The organism is Sphingobium sp. YR768 (assembly GCF_900111125.1).
Taxonomy (GTDB): domain Bacteria; phylum Pseudomonadota; class Alphaproteobacteria; order Sphingomonadales; family Sphingomonadaceae; genus Sphingobium.
This window is the reverse complement of record NZ_FOGE01000017.1, coordinates 64,879-85,032: the sequence shown is the minus strand read 5'-3', so window position 1 is coordinate 85,032 and position 20,154 is coordinate 64,879. Positions and strand designations below refer to the sequence as shown.

Sequence of the window (20,154 nt, the reverse complement as noted above, 5' to 3'; positions counted from 1 at the left end):
ATAAAGACCGGCTATTATTTCGGAGGAATCATGGCAGGCTCGGTCAACAAGGTCATTCTGGTCGGCAATCTGGGCGCCGACCCGGAGGTCAAGAGCTTCCAGAATGGCGGCAAGGTATGCAATTTGCGTATCGCCACGTCCGAAAGCTGGAAGGACCGCAACACCGGTGAGCGCAAAGAGCGCACCGAATGGCATAGCGTCGCGATCTTTTCCGAAGGTCTGGTCGGCGTTGCGGAACGCTTCCTGCGCAAGGGCAGCAAGGTCTATATCGAAGGCCAGCTTCGCACCCGCAAATGGCAGGACCAGCAGGGCAATGACCGCTACACGACCGAAGTCGTGTTGCAGGGCCTGGGCAGCGTGCTGACCATGCTGGACGGCGCGCCCGGCGGCGGTGGCCAGGGCGGCGGCTTTGGCGGTGGCGGCGGTGGCCGTTCGCAGGGCGTGAGCGACTGGCAGGGCGGTTCGAGCGGCTTTGGCGGCGGCGACTATGACGACTTTGGCGGTGGCCAAGGCGGCGGTTCCAGCGGCGGCGGCTATGGCGGCGGCAATCAGGGCGGTGGCTTTGGTGGTGGTCGCTCGTCGGGCGGCGGCAATGCGGGCAGCCGCGCAGGCAGCCCCAATTTCGACAATGATCTGGACGATGAAGTGCCGTTCTGACGGCACTCCACGCTTCGGCTAACGAAAAAGGGCGGCTTCCGATGGGAAGCCGCCCTTTTTCGTTAGGGCATCGTGCCCAAAATCAAGATCACTTCTGTATCCGTTCGCCCTGAGCCTGTCGAAGGGCCGTACTTCTTTGAAGAACAGGACAGGGCTTCGACAGGCTCTCCTGAGCGAAGTCGAAGGGCCGAACGGGTCTTATTTAAGGCTCAATGCTCTAGAGTCGGCTGGCCCAGCGATCAGCGGGCCAGTTCTTCCGTTGCGAAGGCGCGGATATGGTCTTTCAGGTCGTCGCGCTCCAGCGACAACGCCAGATTCGCCTCGATATAGCCGGCCTTGGACCCGCAATCGAAACGGCGACCGTCAAAGGTCACGCCGTGGAACGCCTGCTTGCCAATCATCGCGGCCATCGCGTCGGTGAGCTGAATCTCGCCGCCCGCGCCCTTTTCCTGCGTTTCCAGGATCTTCATCACTTCGGGCTGGAGGATGTAACGGCCCGGCAGGATGAGGTTGCTGGGCGCGGTGCCGAGCTTGGGCTTCTCAACAAGGCCCTTCACTTCGGTCAGCACGCCATCGCGCGCGCCCGGATCGATCACGCCATAGCTGGGCGTCTGTTCCATCGGGATTTCCAGCGCGCAGACCAGATTGCCGCCGACCTTTTCATAGGCGTCGACCATCTGCTTCATGCAGCCATTGCCCGGCTCGCCCTTCATGAACTCGTCGGGCAGCAGGATGGCGAAGGGTTCGTCGCCCACGATGTCGCGCGCGCACCAGATGGCGTGGCCCAGGCCCAGCGATTCCTGCTGACGCAGGAACACCGCATTGCCCGGATCGAGCCGGGTGCCCTCCAGCGCCGACAGATCCTTGCCGCGTTCGCGCTGCAACGTTTCGCATTCGAAGGCGATGTCGAAATAATCCTCGATCGCGCCCTTGCCGCGACCGGTGACGAAGATGAATTGTTCGATCCCCGCCTCGCGCGCTTCATCCACGGCATATTGGATCAGCGGGCGGTCCACGACGGGCAACAATTCCTTGGGCACCGCCTTCGTGGCGGGCAGGAAGCGCGTACCGAGCCCCGCAACAGGAAAGACGGCTTTACGAATCGGTTTGGTCAAGTTGGGGTCCCCTTCACACTGACGCGACCGGGCTTTGGATTGCCGCACATGCGAGAAAGGTCAAGCGCCGCGAGCGGCTTATACCGCAAGAAGACGGCTGGCTACCGTTTCCAGCGCCTCAATTTCGCCTTCGAGCTGCTCCAGACCGATATGCTGGATATTGTTGCGCCCGTCGCGACAGGTGAAGCCGCCCGGTTCGGGCTGGTGGAAACCCTGGATGATGAGCCCACGGAAGCGGTCGATCCGCTGCATGTCGCGCTCGATCCCCGATATCTCGGTCAGGGCGCTGGCGTTGCGGCGATCGCGCATGGAGACCATCGTGCGCAATTCGGTCATCAGCTTGGTCATGCTGGGCCGGGTGCGCGCGCCCACGGTGCGGACATCGCCCATTGCATCCCGCAGCATCCCGATCTTCGCCTCCAGGCTTTGTTCCAGCATGGTCCAGGCACAGACCAGCCGCCCTACAGAACAGAGCAGCGCCGCATCTTCCGGCGTATAATCCGAAACCGCCTTCATATTCATATCAGAAACCAGTTGCACACCCACGACCCATAATCTCCCTTATGCGCCAAGCCTGCACAGTTAACGGCGTGGTTGGCCAGAGCGGCGCGGCGTGTCTCCTCGCAGGCGCAGCACGGGCCGACGGCAGCCGTGCAAAATCGGCGGCGAGTCGTGGCGGGATAGACGTGCCTTCATTCAAAAATCGATGGCGATGCCCTTGCGCTCCCAGTCGCCATAGCGGACCGGGCTGAGATCCTCCTGATGCCGCGAGGGCGCATCGATCGGATCGGGCTGCGGCACGGGCGGGCTTTTGGAAAGATGGGCGGGCGGCTTCACATGCGCCGGGCGCTTGCCGTTGAAACTTCCCATGGCGGATGGCCTTTCATTTGCGGAAGGGCTGGATCAACCCCATATTCATGTCCTGTCCGCTATCTGGGCGGCAAAGGAGAGCATTGCAAGTGAGCGGTTTCAAGACGACCCTGTTGCTGGCGGCGCTGACGGCGCTGTTCATGGCGCTGGGCTATACGCTGGGCGGCAGCGGCGGAGCGATCATTGCGCTGCTGGCGGCGGCAGGCATGAACCTGTTCACCTTCTGGAATGCCGACAAGATCGTGCTGCGCATGCATGACGCGCGCGAAGTGGACGCCCAAAGCGCGCCGGAATTTTACGGGCTGGTGCGGGAACTGGCGCAGCGCGCCGGGCTGCCGATGCCGCGCGTCTATATTATCGAGCAGCAGGCGCCCAATGCCTTTGCCACCGGCCGCAACCCGGATAATGCCGCCGTCGCCGCCACCACCGGGTTGCTGTCGATGCTGAGTCGTGACGAAGTGGCCGGCGTGATGGCGCATGAACTGGGCCATGTGAAGAATCGCGACACGCTGATCATGACGATGGTCGCGACCATTGCGGGCGCGATTTCGATGCTGGCCAATTTCGGCCTCTTCTTTCGCGGTGGCGACCGGGAAGGCCATGGCAATATGATCGCCAGCCTGATGGCGGTGATCGTCGCGCCCTTTGCCGCGATGATCGTGCAGATGGCGATCAGCCGCACCCGCGAATATGGCGCCGACCGCGCCGGGGCGGAAATCAGCGGCAATCCCCATGCGCTGGCTTCCGCCCTCGCCAAGATTTCCGGCCGGGCGGAAATGATCCCCAATCCGGTGGCGGAGCGCAATCCGGCGGCGGCGCAGCTCTATATCGTGCCGACCCATGTGAGCGAACTTTTCTCCACCCACCCCGCGACGGAGAAGCGCATCGCCGCCTTGCAGGATATTGCGGCGGATATGGGCGCGATCGCTGCCGCGCCGCGCGCTTCCGCCTTGTCGCCGGTAGCGCCGCTCCCGCCCCAGCCCCCGCGTCGCCGCAGCGCGCTGGACCCGAACGGACGTTGATGGTCGACGACATCGGCGAGGTCGTGGTCGATGTGGCGGGCGTGGTGCTGCGCCATGCCGGCGGGCTGGTCGTGGACCTGACCGTCGACCATGTCTTTTCTCGCCATACCGCCCGCTTCTTCCATGGCGTGGGTCGCCGCCTGATCGCGGTCGCGACGCTGGGACGCAAGCGCATCCCCTCCTCCCTGCGGGCCGTGCCCAAGGGCGCCCGCGCCCGACCGCGCCGGTCCGACTGGCTGGCGCTATGGGTGGGCATTATCGGCTGGATCGCCCTGTTCCTGGGCATCGGCTTTGGCGTCGCCCATTTTCTTTAGGGGCGAAAGCGCGTAGGGGCCGCTGATGTCCCGCCCCCAAAATCGCCGCCCCAACGCTCGCTCATCCACCCCCCGTGCCGATGATGTTCCCGGTTTTCCCGCGCGCCGCGCCGCGCTGCGCCTGCTGGATGCGGTGCTGCGCCGGGGCGATCCGCTGGAACTGGCGCTGCATGGCGCGGCGCAGGGATTGCCGCAGGCCGACCGGGCGCTGGTCCATGCCATCGCGGCGGAAGTGTTGCGCCATCTGCCCGATCTAGACGCGCTGATCGACGGGGCCACGAAGCAGATATTGCCCGACGATGCCAAGGCCCGCACGGTGCTGCGCATCGCCCTGGCCCAGACGCTGGTGCTGGGCACGCCCGCCCATGCGGCGATCGCCACCGCGCTGCCGCTGGTCGATGGCGGCCCGCGCAAGCTGGTCCATGGCGTGTTCGGCACGGTGACGCGCGGGGAGCCGGTGTTGCCCGATCCGCCGACCTTGCCCGCCGAGGTTGTCGAACGCTGGGCCGGCCAGTGGGGCGAAGCGATGCCGCTGGCCGCCGCCCATGCCTATGCCGTGCGCCCGCCGGTCGACATCAGCCTGCGTGACGCGAGCGAGACGGCCAAGTGGACAGAAGCCTTGAACGGCACGTCCTTCGCGCCCGGCCATGTGCGTTTGCCGGCCAATCCCGATCAAGGTGGCGCCGCTATTCCCGACCTGCCCGGCTTTGCCGAGGGGGCATGGTGGGTGCAGGATATCGCGGCCTCCTGCGCGGCGCGGCTGCTGGGGCCGGGCGAGGGACGCACCGTGCTGGACCTGTGCGCCGCGCCGGGTGGCAAGACGATGCAGTTGGCGGCAGCGGGCTGGCGCGTGCTGTCGGTCGACCAGTCGAAGAAGCGGCTGGAGAAGCTGAGCGAGAATCTGGCGCGCACCGGCCTCCCCGCCGATGTCGTGACCGCCGACCTGCGCCAATGGGAACCCGACGCTCAAGTCGACGCGATCCTGCTGGACGCGCCCTGCACCGCGACCGGCATCTATCGCCGCCATCCCGACGTGCTGCACCGCATCGGCCCGCGCCAGATTGCCGAACTGGCCGAATTGCAGGAGGAACTTCTGGCGCGCGCTGCCGGCTGGCTGAAGCCGGGTGGGCGGATCGTCTATGCCACCTGCTCGCTGGAGCAGGCGGAAGGCGAGGATCAGGTCGTCCGCTTCCTGGCGGCGCATCGCGATTTCACGCTGCTGCCCGCGCAAGCCGGTGAATTGCCCGACGCCATGGCCCCCACGGCGCAGGGCTGGCTGCGGTCGCTGCCCGACATGCTGGCCGATCAGGGCGGCGCGGATGGATTTTTCATTGCAAGACTTGCAAAGGCGACAAACCAAGCCTTAACCATGAAGGGCTTAGATGGAAATCCTCCGTCTTAAAGGTGCGCCATGCGACCGATCGAGCCATTGCCCCTGAACCATAGCTGGCCGCTCTATGCTCTGCGCACGCATCTGTCCCCCGTGCTGCTGGACCCGGATATCGCCCGCAATGATGCTGCACTGGCCGAACGGGGCCTGGGCCTGTGGCATTGCGACCTCAAGGACAACCAGCTGAGCTGGACCGCAGGCGTCTATGACATATTCGGGCTGGAGCGCGATCAGGACGTGGGTCGGCCGCTGACCGTGTCGCTCTACGCCCCGGAATCACGCGAACCGATGGAGCGGCTGCGCGCCTATGCCGTCAAACATAAGCGCGGCTTTACCCTGGACGTCGACATCGATCAGGCGGACGGCGGCGGGCGATGCACGATGCGGCTGATCGCCGCGCCGATCCTGGGCGCGGACGGGGAAGCCGTCGCGCTGCATGGCGTCAAGCAGTTGCTGCCCCATGGTACGCCCTCTTCCCGGCGGCTGGACCCGACGATTTTCGTCATGCTTTGAACTGTTTGAAAAATGCGCGGAAGAGCGCATTTTTGAGCCCGCACCAGCCCTCTCCCCCACCCGGCCACCCATATGATACTGCCATTGGGTGGCCGGTGGGGGTTCGGTCGAGTCACGCGCCTCGGCCGAAGGCTGGTGCGGCAAATCCGGCTCCGTCCGGATCAATCGCGAATCGCTGCTAAATGCCCGTTGCCCTTGCCCCCGGTGGCGATTAAGGCGAACGGTTAATGACACGTCCGATCCTCATCTCGCCCTCCATCCTCTCCGCCGACTTCGCCCGCCTGGGTGAGGAGGTCCGCGCTATCGACGCCGCCGGTTGCGACTGGGTGCATATCGACGTCATGGACGGACATTTCGTGCCCAACATCACGATCGGGCCGAATGTGGTGAAGGCGCTGCGCCCGCACACGCAAAAGACGTTCGACGTCCATCTGATGATTTCGCCGGTGGACCTGTATCTGGACGCCTTTGCTTCGGCGGGTGCGGACATCATCACCGTCCATCCCGAAGCCGGACCGCACATCCACCGCACCGTCCAGCATATCAAGTCGCTGGGCGTGAAGGCGGGCGTGGTGCTGAACCCCGGCACCCCGGCCAAGATGCTCGATTATCTGATGGATGATGTCGACCTGATCCTGGTGATGAGCGTCAACCCCGGTTTCGGCGGCCAGAGCTTCATCGAGAACCAGCTCCGCAAGATCGAGGCGATCCGCAAGATGATCGACAAGACCGGTCGCGACATTCATTTGCAGGTCGATGGCGGCATCGATTTCACTACCGCGCCCAAGGCGATCGCGGCCGGCGCCGACGTACTGGTCGCCGGCACCGCCACCTTCCGCGGCGGGCCGGATGCCTATGCCGATAATATCCGCAAGCTGCGGGGCGGGTGAGCGAGCCCCGGCGCATGTCCGTCCGCAAAGGCCAGGACCTGCCGCCCGAACCGGGCGACGATGGCATCGAGCAGGGCAAGCGACTCATCCGCGTCGCGGATGACAAGGGCCTGTCGCTGGCGCAGAAGATCGCCAATCATTTCTATCTGCTCAGCTGGAAGACGCCGATCCATGGCCGCCGGCTGAAGGGCAAATATCCGCTGAAGCTGCTGGCCGTGCCGGATGACGATGTGCCGGGCGACAGCCGCGCCGGGGCGGCGATCCGCGCGGGCTATTTCCTGTTTCGCGGACAGAAGCTGCCGATCGACACGCTGGATTTCGCCCGGCTGCCGACCAGCCCTGCGTTCAGGGACTATCTGCACAGTTTCCGCTGGCTGCGGGATCTGTCCAGCAGCGCCACGCGCGAACAGGGCGCGCCGATCGCCGAGGCGGTCATGCGCAAATGGCTGGCCGCGCATCATGAAACGCCCAGCGAGCCCGCCTGGCGCGCGGACAATGCCGGCTGGCGGCTGCTGTTCTGGACCGCGCATGCGCCGCTGATCCTGTCGTCCAGCGATCTGGTCTATCGCTCGCTGGTGCTGAACTGCATCGCGCGGACCGCCCGCCATCTCGACCGCATCGCCGACAAGGCGCCGATGGGCCTGCCCCGCCTGACCGGCTGGTGCGGCATATTGGCCGCCGCGCTGCTGATCCCCGGAGGCGAGGCGCGCCGCCTGTTCGGCGAAGCGGGCCTGAAGCGGGCGATCGACAGCAGCTTCCATGCCGATGGCGGCATCGTATCGCGATCGCCGCTGGCGCAACTGGAAGCGGTCATGCTGCTGTCGATGCTGCGCGCCGTCTATGATGTGCGCCGCGCGCCGCCGCCCGTCTGCCTGACCGATGCGCTGGCCCGTGCGGTGCCCGCTTTGCTGGGGCTGACCCATGGCGATGGCGGGCTGGGCAGCTGGCAGGGCGCGGGGGCGATCGCGCCGCAGAGCGTGCAGGCGGTAATCGCCGCCAGCCGCGTGCGCACCCGGCCGCTGCGGCAGGCGCGCGACTGGGGCTATCAGCGGATCGCAGTCGGCAACACGGTCCTCCAGATCGATGCCGCGCCGCCGCCGGTGGCGCGTCTTGCCGAAGCGGGCTGCGCCTCCACAGGGGCGATCGAGATCAGCGACGGGCCGCTGCGCCTGATCGTCAATTGCGGCGGCGCCGCGCTGGAGGGGGCATGGATTCCCTGGGATCTGGCGCAGGGGCTGCGCACCACCGCCGCGCACAGCACGCTGATCCTGAACGACAGCAATAGCACTGCCCTGCTGCCCGATGGCACGCTGGGCAAGGGCGTGACCGAGGTAGAGCTGAACCGGCAGGAAACGGATAATGGCAGCCGGCTGGAACTGAGCCATGACGGCTATGTCCGCCGCATGGGCTATGTCCACCGCCGCCTGCTGCTGGTCAGCGGCGACGGCAAGGAAATCCGCGGCGAAGATATGCTGACCCCGGCCGAGCGGCGGCGCAGGCCGGCCAAGCAGCCGGTGCAGCTGCGCTTCCATCTGGCCCCCGGCGTCGAGCCGACGCCGACCGCTGACAATATGGGCGCGCTGCTGCGGATCGACCTGGGGCCTTTATGGCAGTTCCGCGCGGGCGCGGGCGCGCTGACGATCGAGGACAGCCTGTGGGTCGACGCCGATGGCCGCCCCCACCCCACCCGCCAGCTGGTGGTGACGGGCGAAGCCCTGCCCGGCGGATCGAGCATCGGCTGGATCTTCAAGCGGGTCGGCTGAGGGCGCGCCTTTGGCAAGCGGGTACGGACATGGTATATACCTCGTCTGTACGAAGGGAATTGCCATGTCGAAAGACGCCCTGTTCACGATGAAGCTTGAAACCGATCTGCGCGACGATTTCATGGCGGAGGCCAGTGCGCTGCATCGCCCGGCGTCGCAGGTGCTGCGCGACCTGATGCGCAACTTCATTCGCGAACAACGCGAGAAGCGCGACTATCAGGCCTTCCTGTCGCGCAAGGTCGCCATCGCCCGCGCCTCTATCGAGGCGGGCGAAGGATTTTCCGATGAAGAGGTGGAAGCCGACTTCGCTGCCCGCCGTGCCGCCGCTGCACGGCCCGCATGAAAGTCCGCTGGTCGCCGCAAGCCCGCAGCGACCGCCTGACCATCTGGGATTATATCGCCGCCGACGACCCGGATGCGGCAAGTCGGCTGGATGAGGTCTTTGGCGACGCCGCGCGAAGGTTGACCGATTTCCCCATGCTGGGCCATGCCGGACTGGTCCCCGGCACGCGGGAACTCCACCCACATCGCAACTATCGCCTGGTCTATGAAGTGCGGGATGGTTGCGTGTGGATATTGGCCATCGTCCAAGCCGCCCGGCAATGGCCGCCGGAGTGAAGGATCGCCCCAAAGTCTGGTCGCAAGGGCTGTATTTTTCCGCCTTACGGGACTAAGGGACCGCGCAAAGCCGTCCTGCCCTTTGCCCAGAGAAAGCCCTGTCCCCATGACTGACGTCACCATCAAGCGCGCCCTATTGTCCGTGTCCGACAAGGCCGGCCTCATCGAACTGGGTCAGGCGCTCGGCAAACATGGCGTCGAACTGGTGTCGACCGGCGGCACGGCCAAGGCGCTCCGCGAAGCGGGCCTTGAGGTAAAGGATATTTCCGACCTCACCGGCTTCCCCGAAATGATGGACGGCCGCGTCAAGACGCTGCATCCCAAGGTGCATGGCGGCCTGCTCGCCGTGCGCAACAATGCCGAGCATGTGGCGTCGATGAACGAGCATGCAATCGGCGCGATCGATCTGGTGGTCGTCAACCTCTATCCCTTCGCCGCGACGGTGGCCAAGGGCGCCGACCGTGACGAGATCATTGAGAATATCGATATTGGCGGCCCGTCGATGGTCCGTTCGGCCGCGAAGAATCATGAGAGCGTCGCGATCGTCACCGATCCGGCCGACTATGCCCGCCTGATCGAGGAGATGACGGAAAAGGGCGGCGCGACCAGCTACGACTTCCGCCGGATGCTCGCCGCGAAAGCATATGCCGCCACCGCCGCTTATGATTCGATGATCGCCAGCTGGTTCGCCTTCGCCGATCAGGGCGTGATGTTCCCCGAAACGCTGGCGGTGTCGAGCAAGCTGGGCGCGACGCTGCGCTATGGCGAAAATCCGCACCAGTCGGCCGCGCTTTACCTGCCCGTCGGTCCTTCGGCCAAGGGCATCGCCCAGGCCGAACAGATTCAGGGCAAGGAACTGTCCTACAATAATTATAACGACGCCGACGCCGCGCTGGAGCTGGTGAGCGAATTCCGCGACGGCCCGCCGACCGTGGTGATCGTGAAGCATGCCAATCCCTGTGGCGTGGCCACCGGCGAGACGCTGATCGAAGCCTATGAAGCCGCGCTCGCCTGCGACAGCGTATCGGCCTTCGGCGGCATCATCGCGGTCAACCGTCCGCTCGACGGCCCGACCGCCGAAGCGATCAGCGGCATCTTCACCGAAGTCGTCGCCGCGCCGGATGCGGATGACGAAGCCAAGGCGATCTTCGCCAAGAAGAAGAATCTGCGCCTGCTGCTGACCGGCGACCTGCCCGATCCGGCCCGTCCCGGCCTCCAGATCAAGAGCATCGCGGGCGGCCTGCTGGTCCAGAGCCGCGACAATGGCAAGGTCGATCGCGACGCGCTGAAGGTCGTGACCAAGCGCGCGCCGACCGATCAGGAGCTGAAGGACTGCCTGTTCGCCTGGACCGTGGCCAAGCATGTGAAGTCCAACGCCATCGTCTATGCCAAGGATGGCAGCACGGCGGGCGTCGGCGCGGGCCAGATGAACCGCCTGGAATCCGCGCGCATCGCCGCGTGGAAGGCGAAGGACGCCGCCGAAAAGGCCGGCTGGGCCACGTCGCGCACGATCGGCTCTGCGGTCGCCTCCGACGCTTTCTTCCCCTTTGCCGACGGCCTGCTGGCCGCGGTGGAAGCCGGCGCGACGGCGGTGATCCAGCCGGGCGGATCGATCCGCGACGAAGACGTCATCGCGGCGGCGGACGAAGCGGGTCTGGCGATGGTCTTCACCGGCATGCGCCACTTCCGCCACTAAGGCAGAGTGATTTCAAGTCCGCTGGCACAGCGGACGACTCGGAAATCACGGCAAACAAAGAACCAATGTCAGCGCGGCCCTGCCCTGAGCTTGGCCGCGCAGGCGTCATCCCCGGCGCCCATGCCGTCCGGGTCGGTTCCGGCGAGGCCGCCGTTGCAGGGGTATTCGGGATCGTACATGCTGTGCCAATCGTACAGCCGAGGAAAGAAATCAGCCGGGCCATAAGCAAGAGCCAGCCGATGCACATCGCGGGCAAGCTGCGACAAGGGATTATCCGATCCCCTTTCACCTGCATTCGCCGTCATGGAACCGATCTTCCCCTTGTGGACCTGCTCAAACTCCAGGCCTGTGCCATCCAGCATCCCGAATCGTCGGCCGCGCCAGCTTGGCAACCTGTCGTTGAAAGACTGGATGACGTCGCGATAATCCTCCTGCGGAACGTAAAAAGCGCGGCGCTCCACCCCTATCAGTTTGCCCTCCTTATCTGTCGCACTGCGCCAAACTTGCACCGCGATCATGCCGCAAGCCCGCTTCCAATCCGCTTCTTCGAACTCAACATCCCGCCACCACATCAGACAACCCGCCGGTTGCGGCGTGAAATCCAGCACATAGTCGTAAAGGCCGAAGGACGGCGCGACCTGTAACCTGATGGCGCCGTCCTGCGTCAGCGGCGGCAGCTTTAGCTTCGCCCTTTCAACGACATAAGCCTCCGTCAGCGGCCCATCGACATATTTGCCCGATCGTTCCGGTCCGCCCACCATTCGCACCAGCCAGTCCGGCATCCGGCTGTAGGAACATCCACCGATCAGCGGCAGCAGGAGCAAAGCGGGCAAAAGACGGTTCAGGCGCATGGCCTTATCTCCCGTCACCGCCCGCAAAAGGTCAAGCACCAAAGCCTTCGCACCCGCAAAAAGTCGCGGAAAACCGCCACTTTTTATCAAGTGGCCTCTTTTCAACAACGACCTGTGCGCTTATTTAGAGCGGGACCCTACTTCCACGCCAGACGTGGGGCGGAAGACAGAAAAGACATGTTCGACAGGAGACACAGGATGACCAACAAGACGCTGGTGGCGCTGACCGCCGCATTGGCCCTTGCGCTGCCCGGCGCGGCGATGGCCGGCAGCAATGACATGGATGTGGTCGTGGACGGCCATGCCGGCACCGAAACCCGCAGCCTGGCCGTATCGCTGGCCGACCTGAACCTGGCCAGCAACCATGGCATGCGCCGCGCCGATTCGCGTCTGGTGCGCGCGTCCAAGCAGGTATGCGGCTATGTGAATGGCTCCGTCCTGCCGGTGACCGAAGATTATCGCACCTGCTTCGGCAGCGCGATCGACGGCGCGCGCAGCGACCTCAACATGCTGGCCCAGCGCCAGAGCTGAACCCGATTCCCCGCACGAAGGGGACTGCAAGGGGCCGCTCCATGCAAATGGGGCGGCCTTTCGCGTTTCGGCGCGCTTTTCCGGTGATCATCATGCTTACCGGCCATTAACCAGTCCTTAGATGATTTCCTTCACTCCCGACGTCATTGACCGACCTGCCGGGGGATTGACCTACCATGCTGCGTACCGACAAAAGCGTAGACGTTGCCATCATCGGCGCTGGACCGGCGGGCCTGACCGCTGCCTATCTGCTGACAAAGCAGGGACTTAACGTGACCGTGATCGAAAAAGATCCGGTCTACGTCGGCGGCATCAGCCGCACCGTCGAACTGGACGGTTTTCGATTCGACATTGGCGGGCACCGATTCTTCTCCAAATCGCAGCAGGTCGTGGACCTGTGGAACGAGATATTGCCCGACGACTTCATCCAGCGTCCGCGCATGAGCCGCATCTATTATGAGGGCAAATTCTACAGCTATCCGCTGCGCGCGTTCGAGGCGTTGTGGAATCTGGGCGTGTGGCGCTCGACTTTGTGCATGGCGAGTTTTGCCAAGGCGAAGCTGTTCCCCAACCGTGATATCAAGTCGTTCCAGGACTGGACCGTAAACGCATTCGGCCACAAGCTCTTCTCCATCTTCTTCAAGACCTATACGGAGAAGGTCTGGGGCATGCCGTGCGATGAAATGTCGGCCGACTGGGCGGCCCAGCGGATCAAGGGCCTGTCGCTCTGGGGCGCTGTGACCGATGGCCTCAAGCGCTCGCTGGGCCTGAACAAAAGGCCCAATGACGGCATGGCGACCAAGACGCTGCTGGAAACCTTCCGCTATCCGCGCCTTGGCCCCGGCATGATGTGGGAAGCCGCGCGTGACCGTGTGGTCGAAGGCGGCAATAATGTGCTGATGGCGCACAGCTTCAAGCGGCTGGAAGAAGACCAGACGGGTGAAGGCTGGCGACTGGTGGCCGAAGGGCCGGATGGCGACGTCGTTATCAACGCCGCCCATGTGATCAGTTCCGCGCCGATGCGCGAGCTGGCGGGCCGCATCCATCCGCTGCCGGCGACCCTGCCCGAAGCGATGGACCTGAAATATCGCGACTTCCTGACCGTGGCGCTGATGGTGAAGGGCGAGGATATCTTCCCCGACAACTGGATCTATATCCATGATCCCAAGGTGCAGGTCGGCCGCATCCAGAATTTCCGCAGCTGGTCGCCCGAAATGGTGCCGGACCCGACGCTGGCCTGTGTGGGCCTGGAATATTTCTGCTTCGAAGGCGACGGCCTGTGGGCATCCGACGATGCCGACCTGATCGCGTTGGCGACGAAGGAAATGGCGGCGCTGGGCCTGTGCGATCCCAAGGATGTGGTCGGCGGCGCGGTGGTGCGGCAGGAAAAGGCCTATCCGGTCTATGACGACGCCTATGCCGCAAATGTGCTGGCCATGCGCACCGAACTGGAAACGCGCTATCCCACGCTGCACATGGTCGGCCGCAACGGCATGCACCGCTATAATAATCAGGACCATGCCATGATGACGGCGATGCTGACCGTCCGCAACATCGTGGCCGGCAAGCGCGTCCATGACGTATGGCAGGTCAATGAGGACGCCGAATATCATGAGGCGGGCGACGAAGGTCAGGATGCGGCGACGCATGCCGACACGCAGGCCGCCCTGTCCAGCGTCCGCGCCGTCCCGGCCCGGCTGAAGGCCGCCTGAGCCGGTGAGCGCGCTGTTTCGGACGGTCGCACGACGCGCCGGCACGATCGGCGCGCAGTTCATGCTCGCCCGCTATCTGCTGGCGAGCATCTGCGCCCTGTCGCTGGACATGGCCCTGTTTCTGGGCCTGTCCCGCGCGGGATTGCCCAATGCGATCGCGGCCACCGGCGGCTATGGCGCGGGGCTGTTGCTGCACTGGGTGATCAGCACGCGCTTCGTCTTCGCCTGCGACCGTCCCAGCCACACGCAACGCCTCGCCTTCGTCGCGAGCGCCGCCGTCGGCCTGCTGGTGACGATCATCATTATCGAATTTCTGTCCCGTCTGGGACTGGGGCAGGCGATCTCGAAGCTCTTCGCCATCCCGGTCAGTTTTGGAGCCGTCTATGCGATCCGCAAATATGGCGTTTTCGGCACCGCCTGAAGACCGCGCGCCAGTGAGCTGGCCGATGAACTGGCTGGTTCATCCCGGCCGGATCGCCTGCATCGCCTTCCTCCTCTGCTGCATCGTGCTGATCGGCTGCGCCGAACATCTGACGACGCTCAGCTTCTTCGATCCGGACGACGCCCTGCGGCTGGAGGAAGTGCGCAACTGGATCGGCGGCCAGCCCTGGTTCGACGTGACCCAATATCGCGTCAATCCCCCGGCCGGCGCGCCGATGCACTGGTCGCGGATCGTCGACCTGCCGATCGCCGCCATGATCCTGATCGCCCGGCCATTTGCGGGGCCAGTCGGCGCCGAGCTGTTCGCCACCATCATCGTGCCGCTGATGCTGCTGGCTGGGCTGACCTTCGCCACCTATGCCGCCAACAAGTGGATCGGCGGACGCCATGCTGCGCTGCTCGGCACGCTGATGCTGCTGACGACCCCGTCCATTCTCGTCCAGTTCCGCCCCTTCCGCATCGATCATCATGGCTGGCAGATCATGCTGGCGGGCTTTGCGCTCTATGGCCTGTTCGATCCCCGCGCGCGGCGGGGCGGCATCGTCATGGGCTGCGCACTGGCGACCTGGCTGGCCATTTCCAGCGAAGGCCTGCCCTATGTCGCGCTGTTCCTGGGCATAGCAGGCCTCCTCTATCTGCGATCGGCGCGCGAGGCGGACCGGCTGCTCTGGGCCGCGATCACACTCGGCGCGGCGGGCCTCCTGCTGGCGGTCGCGACGCGCGGCCTTGCCCCGCTCCATGCGGTGCAGTGCGATGCGCTGACCGTCCCCTATCTCTTCCCGATCCTCGCGCTGGCGATCGCCCTGCCCCTTGCCTGCCGGCTGGTCGGCCATGCCGACTGGCGGCGTCGGCTGATCGTCGGCGCGCTGGGCGCGGGCGCGGCGGCCGTCACGCTGCTGATCGTGGGTGGCCCCTGCCTGTCGGGCGATCCGTTCCAGACGCTGGGGCCGCTGGCCTATCGGGTCTGGTATGTGTCGATCATGGAAGGACGCCCCGTCTGGGAACAGGATATCTTCCGCATGGGCGGCATCATCGTGCCGCCGGTCGGCGGGCTGGTGGCGACGCTGATCGCGGCCTATGCTAACCGCAAGGATAGCGAGGCGCTGACCCGCTGGCTGGCCATGGCGCTGGTGCTGGCGGGCGCCACGCTGGTCGCGGTGATGGTGATGCGGGCGCTGTCGGTCGCGCATCTGATGAGCATTCCGGGCCTGACCTGGCTGGTGCTGGCGCTGTTCGCCAAGGCCCAATCCTCCGCCCATGCCATCTGCCGCGTGCTGGGCACGACGGCGCTGGTGGTGCTGACCCCGTTCGGCCTGAGCGCGGCCTGGGTGGGGACCGCCACCCTGCTCGAAAGCCCGGCCGACGCGGCGCAGGCGCAGGAGAAGGACACGGTCTGCAAGCCCGACATGGCGATGCCCGCTGTGCAGGCCCTGCCGCCATCGATGCTGTTCGCGCCGCTCGATATCGGTCCCACCATCCTGATCCGCACCGATCATCGCATCGTCGCGACCGGCCATCATCGCAATGCCAGCGGGATCAGCACGGTCATTCGCGGCTTCATCGCCCGGCCGGATGCGGCGCGCGCCGTCATCGCCAGCGTCAATGGCGGCAAGGGCGCGGACTATCTGATGACCTGCGGCGACCTCAACGAATATCGTTATTATGTGAAGCTGGCGCCCCATGGCCTTGCCGCGCAACTGGCGCAGGGCAAGGTGCCGGACTGGCTGGAACCGATGCCGGGCAAGGGCATGCTGCGCCTCTACAAGATCAGGCGGGACTGAAGGCCATCGCCACGCCGTTCATGCAATAGCGTTTGCCGGTCGGCCGCGGACCATCGTCGAACACATGGCCCAGATGCCCGCCGCAGCGCGCGCAATGGACTTCGGTGCGGACCTCCCCCAGGCCAAGGTCGCGGCTGGTGCCCACCGCTTTTGGCAGCGGCGCCCAGAAGCTGGGCCAGCCGGTGCCGCTGTCGAACTTGGTCTTCGAACTGAAGAGTTTCTGGTCGCAGCCGGCGCAGGAAAACAGCCCGGCGCGATGCTCCCGATTGAGCGGGCTGGTGTCGGGATATTCGGTCGCCTGCTGCCGCAGCACCTTATAGGCCCAGGGCGACAGCTTCTTGCGCCATTGCGCATCGCTGAGGGTGAAGGGATAGGCCGCCTCCGCCGGTTCGGGGAGGAGTTGCCACAGGACAAGAGCACAGGCGCCGGTCGCGACGCCACTCAGGAAATGCCGCCGGTTCATGTCCCCTTCCTAAAGGCGTCAGCCTGTCGCGGGTCTGAACAGATTTTTCCACCAGCGCCCGCCCGACTGCATCACATGGCGACGGAACAGCAGCACGCCGACCCGGATGATCAAAGCGACGAAGGCCGCCTGCCAGAGCAAAGCCACCAGATGCGGCCACAGCGTCGCATCCTGCCCCGCCCGCGCGATCATGGCGAAGGGCGAACTGAAGGGGAAGATGCAGGCCGCCACTTCCGCCGGGGAACCCATATGGTCGACGGCATAGCTGGCGAAGAAGAAGATCAGCATCTGCCCCATGGTGATCGGCATGTTGAGCGTCTGCACTTCGCGCACCGTCGCCGCCTGCGCGCCGATGCCCAGAAACAGCGATCCGAGCAAAGTATAGGCCATGCCGAAATAGAGGACGGCCAGCATCAGGAAGATCGGCCAGCCCACCGCCGGGGTCGGCAGCCGCGTCGCATGCCCCCCGATCGCCTCGAATATGGCGAAGGCGGTGCCGCCCCAGAAGGCGATGCCGACGAAGCTCATTGCCAGCATCGCCATCAGCTTGCCCAGGAAGATCGCGTCGATCGGTACGGCGGCCGCCAGTATCTCTATGATCTTGTTCGTCTTTTCCTCGACCAGATTGGACAGGATCATGCCCGCCAGCAAGATGGTGAGGAAGAACATCACCACCTGCGCGATGCGGCCGATGATCAGGCGGCCCTGCGCCTGGGCGCCCAGACTCCGGCTCACTTCCTGCCGCTCCACGGTGATGAAGCGCAGCGTCCGTTCCGCCTGCGCGGCGGTGGAGAGCAGGCTGATATCGCCCTGTAGCTTGTCCAGATCCTCCGCCTTGCCGGTCAGCACGGGGTGCGCGATCGATCCGCTCAGGATCGCCACCACTTCGCTGTCGGTCCGGGCGAGCTGCACGCGCGGGCTGGGCGTGGCGGGCACGCGGCGCAGGCGCGGCAGGCTTTGCTCGCCCATGCGCTGGCTCAGCCGGTCATGCGCCCGCTGGATCGCCGCATCATCCTGCCCCGTCAGCGCCAGCCCGACGACGGGGCGCAGGTCGGTGCTGGAAATCTTGTCGCCAAGGCCGCCAAAGGCAAAGCCGATCAGGATCGGCAGCAACGGCCCCAGCAGAAAGAGGATGAAGGTGCGCGACAGCACGACGGCGGTGAAATCCCGCCGGGCGATGACGAAGGCGGCGCGCCACAATTCCTTCATGCCGGCTCCTCCGCTGCATCCTGCTGCACCATCTGCTTCGCCACGGCGGCGCCGGCGATGGCGACGAAGGCGTCATGCAGGCCGGGCCGTTCGATCGACAGGTTTTCAATCCCTGCCTGCCCGTCGATCAGGGCCCGCAGCAATGGCTCTATCCCTTCGTCGGGCAAGGCGAAATGCCAGCCATCCTCTTCCCGCACCGTATCGGCGGGCAGCGCGGCGCGCCATGGCCCATCGTCGGCGCGAGTGCGCAGCCGCACCTGCGACCGCAGCCGGTCGCGCGCGTCCCCCGGCGTTCCTTCGAACCGGATGCGCCCGCCCGCGACGATGGCGATCCGCTCGCACAGCCGCTCGGCATGGGCGATGACATGGGTCGAGAAAAGGATGGTGACGCCATTGCGCGCCTGCTGGCGGATCAGCGCCTCCAGCTTCTCCTGATTGATCGCGTCGAGCCCGGAAAAAGGCTCGTCCAGCACGATCAGCCGGGGTTCGTGGACGATGGTGCCGAACAGTTGCACCGTCTGGGCCATGCCCTTGGACAATTGACGGATCGGCTTGTCGATCGCCGCGCCCATGCCATGGCCCTCCAGCATCGCCTTCGCCCGTTCGCGCCCGACATGCAGCGGCAGACCGCGCAGCGCGCCCATGAAGGCGATCGCCTCGAAACTCTTCATCGACGGATAGAGCCCCCGCTCCTCAGGCAGATAACCGACCGCGCGGGCCATGCGCAAAGGCTGCGCCTCGCCCAGCAGGGTGCGATGCCCCTCATCCGGGTCGACAATGCCCAGCAGGGTGCGGAGCAGAGTGGTCTTGCCCGCGCCATTGGGGCCGAGCACGCCATAAATGGACCCCGCCGGCACCTGTATGTCGATGCCGTCGACCGCACGGAAACTGCCGAACGTCTTGACAAGCCCATGGCCTTCGACGGCATAGGCGGAGGGTGCAGCGGTGGACGATGCCGATATGTCGCCGATCATCCTGCCCTGATAGTCTGGACCCGTGTCTGTGGAAACCGAAACCTTGGAACAGCGCCTGAAGGCGGAAGCGCTGCGGCTGGGCTTTGCCGCCTGCCGCATCGCGCGCGCCGATGCCGCGCCGAAAAGCGGGGAAAGGCTGCGCGAATGGCTGGACGCGGGCTATCATGGCGACATGCTGTGGATGGAGGAGCGATCCGAACAGCGCGGATCGCCCACGGGCCTGTGGCCGGACGTGCGCAGCGTGATCATGCTGGGCATGAGCTATGCGCCGGGGCGCGATCCGCTGGCGCTGGCCGACGTGCCGGACCGGGCGCGTTTTTCCGTCTATGCGCAGGGCAAGGATTATCATGACGTCGTCAAGAAAGCACTGAAGGCGCTGGCCCGCTGGCTGGTGGAACAACAGCAAGGCGCGCTCAAGGTCTTCGTGGATACCGCGCCGGTCATGGAAAAACCGCTGGCCGCCGGCGCCGGGCTGGGCTGGCAGGGCAAGCACAGCAATCTGGTCAGCCGCGACCATGGCAGCTGGCTGTTTCTGGGGGCGATCTACAGCGAACTGGCGCTGGAGGCCGACGGGCCGGAGCGCGACCATTGCGGCAGCTGCACCGCCTGTCAGGCCGCCTGCCCGACCGATGCCTTCCCTGCCCCCTATAAGGTCGATGCGCGGCGCTGCATCTCCTACCTCACCATCGAGCATAAGGGGCCGATCCCGGAGGAACTGCGCGCCGGGATCGGCAACCGCGTCTATGGCTGCGACGATTGTCTGGCGGTCTGCCCCTGGAACAAGTTCGCCGACGCGGCGGCGGCCAATCGGGCGTTTGTCGGCCGGGCGGAACTGGCCGCGCCCGCGATCGGCGACCTGCTCGATCTGGACGATGCGACCTTCCGCGAGATTTTCTCCGGCTCCCCGATCAAGCGCATCGGCCGCAACCGCATGGTCCGCAACGCCGCCATCGCGGCAGGCAATAGCGGCGATCCGAGGCTGCTGGCGCGACTGGAAGCACTGGTCGGGGACGCGGATGCGGTGGTGGCGGAGGCGGCGGAGTGGGCGATTGGGAAATTATCCCCTTCTCCCTGAGGGAGAAGGATACGCAGCCTTGGCGACGAAGGAGCCTAGGCGAAGTTGGATGAGGGGGATGGGCGCTAGACTTGCCTAGGTGCGAGAACTTGTAGCCCCCTCACCCAGCTACGACTAGGCAGCAAGCTGCCAAGTCTTCGCATCCTCGGTCAGAGGCACGTGACTCTGGCCGACCCTCAAGGGAGAGGGGAAGAAACGGCCCCATCCTATTCTACTTCCAAAATAGGATTTGCTCTGGTCTATCCTGATGGATGAACCGGCATCTTTTC

General features: G+C 65.3%; 22 protein-coding genes. 15 read left to right on the top strand and 7 right to left on the bottom strand.

Annotated elements, in window-relative coordinates; all coding sequences use genetic code 11:
- Positions 1-30: 30 nt before the first annotated feature.
- Complete coding sequence (gene ssb / locus BMX92_RS17990; RefSeq protein WP_093019096.1) at positions 31-657, top strand: single-stranded DNA-binding protein; 627 nt, start codon at positions 31-33, stop codon at positions 655-657.
- Positions 658-896: 239 nt separating this feature from the next.
- On the opposite strand, the gene BMX92_RS17985 is transcribed toward ssb, so the two are convergent.
- The 3 genes from BMX92_RS17985 to BMX92_RS17975 all read right to left on the bottom strand — a co-directional run bounded on the left by BMX92_RS17985 (position 897) and on the right by BMX92_RS17975 (position 2,642).
- Positions 897-1,772 (bottom strand): UTP--glucose-1-phosphate uridylyltransferase, encoded by an 876-nt coding sequence (locus BMX92_RS17985; protein WP_093019095.1) that lies wholly within the window; start codon positions 1,770-1,772, stop codon positions 897-899.
- 78 nt (positions 1,773-1,850) lie between these two features.
- Positions 1,851-2,288 (bottom strand): hypothetical protein, encoded by a 438-nt coding sequence (locus tag BMX92_RS17980; RefSeq protein ID WP_093019093.1) that lies wholly within the window; start codon positions 2,286-2,288, stop codon positions 1,851-1,853.
- A 180-nt stretch (positions 2,289-2,468) separates the two neighbouring features.
- A complete protein-coding gene (locus BMX92_RS17975) occupies positions 2,469-2,642 on the bottom strand; it encodes a DUF1674 domain-containing protein (RefSeq protein WP_093019023.1) in 174 nt (57 codons plus the stop codon).
- A gap of 89 nt (positions 2,643-2,731) precedes the next feature.
- Here BMX92_RS17975 and htpX point away from each other — a divergent pair, with 89 nt between their 5' ends.
- From htpX to purH, 9 genes are all read left to right on the top strand, one after another.
- On the top strand, positions 2,732-3,664 hold the full coding sequence (gene htpX / locus BMX92_RS17970) for a zinc metalloprotease HtpX (protein WP_177185126.1): 933 nt from the start codon (positions 2,732-2,734) through the stop codon (positions 3,662-3,664).
- On the top strand, positions 3,664-3,978 hold the full coding sequence (locus BMX92_RS17965) for a hypothetical protein (protein ID WP_093019021.1): 315 nt from the start codon (positions 3,664-3,666) through the stop codon (positions 3,976-3,978). The genes htpX and BMX92_RS17965 overlap by 1 nt, the downstream gene beginning before the upstream one ends.
- Positions 3,979-4,003: 25 nt before the next feature.
- On the top strand, positions 4,004-5,380 hold the full coding sequence (locus tag BMX92_RS17960; protein ID WP_093019019.1) for an RsmB/NOP family class I SAM-dependent RNA methyltransferase: 1,377 nt from the start codon (positions 4,004-4,006) through the stop codon (positions 5,378-5,380).
- 9 nt (positions 5,381-5,389) lie between these two features.
- A complete protein-coding gene (locus BMX92_RS17955; RefSeq protein WP_093019017.1) occupies positions 5,390-5,881 on the top strand; it encodes a diguanylate cyclase in 492 nt (163 codons plus the stop codon).
- Positions 5,882-6,108: 227 nt separating this feature from the next.
- Entirely contained in the window at positions 6,109-6,771 is a 663-nt protein-coding gene (rpe, locus tag BMX92_RS17950; RefSeq protein ID WP_093019015.1) for a ribulose-phosphate 3-epimerase, read from the top strand.
- 14 nt (positions 6,772-6,785) lie between these two features.
- Positions 6,786-8,534, top strand: coding sequence for a heparinase II/III family protein (locus BMX92_RS17945; RefSeq protein WP_093019013.1), 1,749 nt, complete (start codon positions 6,786-6,788; stop codon positions 8,532-8,534).
- Between the two features lie 64 nt (positions 8,535-8,598).
- Entirely contained in the window at positions 8,599-8,877 is a 279-nt protein-coding gene (locus BMX92_RS17940; protein WP_093019011.1) for a CopG family ribbon-helix-helix protein, read from the top strand.
- Entirely contained in the window at positions 8,874-9,152 is a 279-nt protein-coding gene (locus tag BMX92_RS17935) for a type II toxin-antitoxin system RelE/ParE family toxin (protein WP_093019009.1), read from the top strand. The genes BMX92_RS17940 and BMX92_RS17935 overlap by 4 nt, the downstream gene beginning before the upstream one ends.
- 106 nt (positions 9,153-9,258) lie before the next feature.
- Positions 9,259-10,848, top strand: coding sequence for a bifunctional phosphoribosylaminoimidazolecarboxamide formyltransferase/IMP cyclohydrolase (gene purH / locus BMX92_RS17930; RefSeq protein ID WP_093019007.1), 1,590 nt, complete (start codon positions 9,259-9,261; stop codon positions 10,846-10,848).
- Between the two features lie 68 nt (positions 10,849-10,916).
- Here the strand turns inward: purH and BMX92_RS17925 are convergent, their stop codons facing one another.
- A complete protein-coding gene (locus BMX92_RS17925; protein WP_093019006.1) occupies positions 10,917-11,699 on the bottom strand; it encodes a hypothetical protein in 783 nt (260 codons plus the stop codon).
- A gap of 198 nt (positions 11,700-11,897) precedes the next feature.
- Here BMX92_RS17925 and BMX92_RS17920 point away from each other — a divergent pair, with 198 nt between their 5' ends.
- From BMX92_RS17920 to BMX92_RS17905, 4 genes are all read left to right on the top strand, one after another.
- Positions 11,898-12,230, top strand: coding sequence for a UrcA family protein (locus BMX92_RS17920; RefSeq protein WP_093019005.1), 333 nt, complete (start codon positions 11,898-11,900; stop codon positions 12,228-12,230).
- A 176-nt stretch (positions 12,231-12,406) separates the two neighbouring features.
- Positions 12,407-13,942, top strand: a complete 1,536-nt coding sequence (locus BMX92_RS17915) for an NAD(P)/FAD-dependent oxidoreductase (protein ID WP_093019003.1) — start codon at positions 12,407-12,409, stop codon at positions 13,940-13,942.
- A gap of 4 nt (positions 13,943-13,946) precedes the next feature.
- On the top strand, positions 13,947-14,363 hold the full coding sequence (locus tag BMX92_RS17910) for a GtrA family protein (protein WP_256213488.1): 417 nt from the start codon (positions 13,947-13,949) through the stop codon (positions 14,361-14,363).
- A gap of 25 nt (positions 14,364-14,388) precedes the next feature.
- Complete coding sequence (locus BMX92_RS17905) at positions 14,389-16,164, top strand: hypothetical protein (protein WP_143066819.1); 1,776 nt, start codon at positions 14,389-14,391, stop codon at positions 16,162-16,164.
- Here BMX92_RS17905 and msrB read toward each other — a convergent pair.
- Genes msrB through BMX92_RS17890 form a run of 3 tightly spaced genes read right to left on the bottom strand, consistent with a single transcriptional unit; the run spans position 16,151 to position 18,810 of the window.
- Complete coding sequence (msrB, locus tag BMX92_RS17900) at positions 16,151-16,627, bottom strand: peptide-methionine (R)-S-oxide reductase MsrB (protein WP_093019001.1); 477 nt, start codon at positions 16,625-16,627, stop codon at positions 16,151-16,153. The two genes, BMX92_RS17905 and msrB, sit on opposite strands and share 14 nt — an antisense overlap.
- Before the next feature lie 18 nt (positions 16,628-16,645).
- A complete protein-coding gene (locus BMX92_RS17895; protein ID WP_093018999.1) occupies positions 16,646-17,836 on the bottom strand; it encodes an ABC transporter permease in 1,191 nt (396 codons plus the stop codon).
- Complete coding sequence (locus BMX92_RS17890; protein ID WP_093018997.1) at positions 17,833-18,810, bottom strand: ABC transporter ATP-binding protein; 978 nt, start codon at positions 18,808-18,810, stop codon at positions 17,833-17,835. The genes BMX92_RS17895 and BMX92_RS17890 overlap by 4 nt, the downstream gene beginning before the upstream one ends.
- A 43-nt stretch (positions 18,811-18,853) precedes the next feature.
- On the opposite strand from BMX92_RS17890, the gene queG reads away from it, so the two are divergent.
- Positions 18,854-19,885: a tRNA epoxyqueuosine(34) reductase QueG gene (gene queG, locus BMX92_RS17885; RefSeq protein ID WP_093019087.1), complete on the top strand. Its 1,032-nt coding sequence runs from the start codon at positions 18,854-18,856 to the stop codon at positions 19,883-19,885.
- Positions 19,886-20,154: the final 269 nt, after the last annotated feature.

Bases quoted from the DNA above. Each gene is read 5' to 3' on its own strand.
- BMX92_RS17925 (WP_093019006.1), bottom strand. From the start codon at position 11,699: ATGCGCCTGAACCGTCTTTTGCCCGCTTTGCTCCTGCTGCCGCTGATC.
- BMX92_RS17905 (WP_143066819.1), top strand. From the start codon at position 14,389: ATGAACTGGCTGGTTCATCCCGGCCGGATCGCCTGCATCGCCTTCCTC.
- BMX92_RS17955 (WP_093019017.1), top strand. From the start codon at position 5,390: ATGCGACCGATCGAGCCATTGCCCCTGAACCATAGCTGGCCGCTCTAT.
- BMX92_RS17890 (WP_093018997.1), bottom strand. From the start codon at position 18,810: ATGATCGGCGACATATCGGCATCGTCCACCGCTGCACCCTCCGCCTAT.
- BMX92_RS17915 (WP_093019003.1), top strand. From the start codon at position 12,407: ATGCTGCGTACCGACAAAAGCGTAGACGTTGCCATCATCGGCGCTGGA.
- BMX92_RS17920 (WP_093019005.1), top strand. From the start codon at position 11,898: ATGACCAACAAGACGCTGGTGGCGCTGACCGCCGCATTGGCCCTTGCG.
- purH (WP_093019007.1), top strand. From the start codon at position 9,259: ATGACTGACGTCACCATCAAGCGCGCCCTATTGTCCGTGTCCGACAAG.
- BMX92_RS17975 (WP_093019023.1), bottom strand. From the start codon at position 2,642: ATGGGAAGTTTCAACGGCAAGCGCCCGGCGCATGTGAAGCCGCCCGCC.
- BMX92_RS17895 (WP_093018999.1), bottom strand. From the start codon at position 17,836: ATGAAGGAATTGTGGCGCGCCGCCTTCGTCATCGCCCGGCGGGATTTC.
- BMX92_RS17945 (WP_093019013.1), top strand. From the start codon at position 6,786: ATGTCCGTCCGCAAAGGCCAGGACCTGCCGCCCGAACCGGGCGACGAT.
- BMX92_RS17980 (WP_093019093.1), bottom strand. From the start codon at position 2,288: ATGAAGGCGGTTTCGGATTATACGCCGGAAGATGCGGCGCTGCTCTGT.
- BMX92_RS17935 (WP_093019009.1), top strand. From the start codon at position 8,874: ATGAAAGTCCGCTGGTCGCCGCAAGCCCGCAGCGACCGCCTGACCATC.
- rpe (WP_093019015.1), top strand. From the start codon at position 6,109: ATGACACGTCCGATCCTCATCTCGCCCTCCATCCTCTCCGCCGACTTC.
- ssb (WP_093019096.1), top strand. From the start codon at position 31: ATGGCAGGCTCGGTCAACAAGGTCATTCTGGTCGGCAATCTGGGCGCC.
- BMX92_RS17940 (WP_093019011.1), top strand. From the start codon at position 8,599: ATGTCGAAAGACGCCCTGTTCACGATGAAGCTTGAAACCGATCTGCGC.
- BMX92_RS17965 (WP_093019021.1), top strand. From the start codon at position 3,664: ATGGTCGACGACATCGGCGAGGTCGTGGTCGATGTGGCGGGCGTGGTG.
- msrB (WP_093019001.1), bottom strand. From the start codon at position 16,627: ATGAACCGGCGGCATTTCCTGAGTGGCGTCGCGACCGGCGCCTGTGCT.
- BMX92_RS17960 (WP_093019019.1), top strand. From the start codon at position 4,004: ATGTCCCGCCCCCAAAATCGCCGCCCCAACGCTCGCTCATCCACCCCC.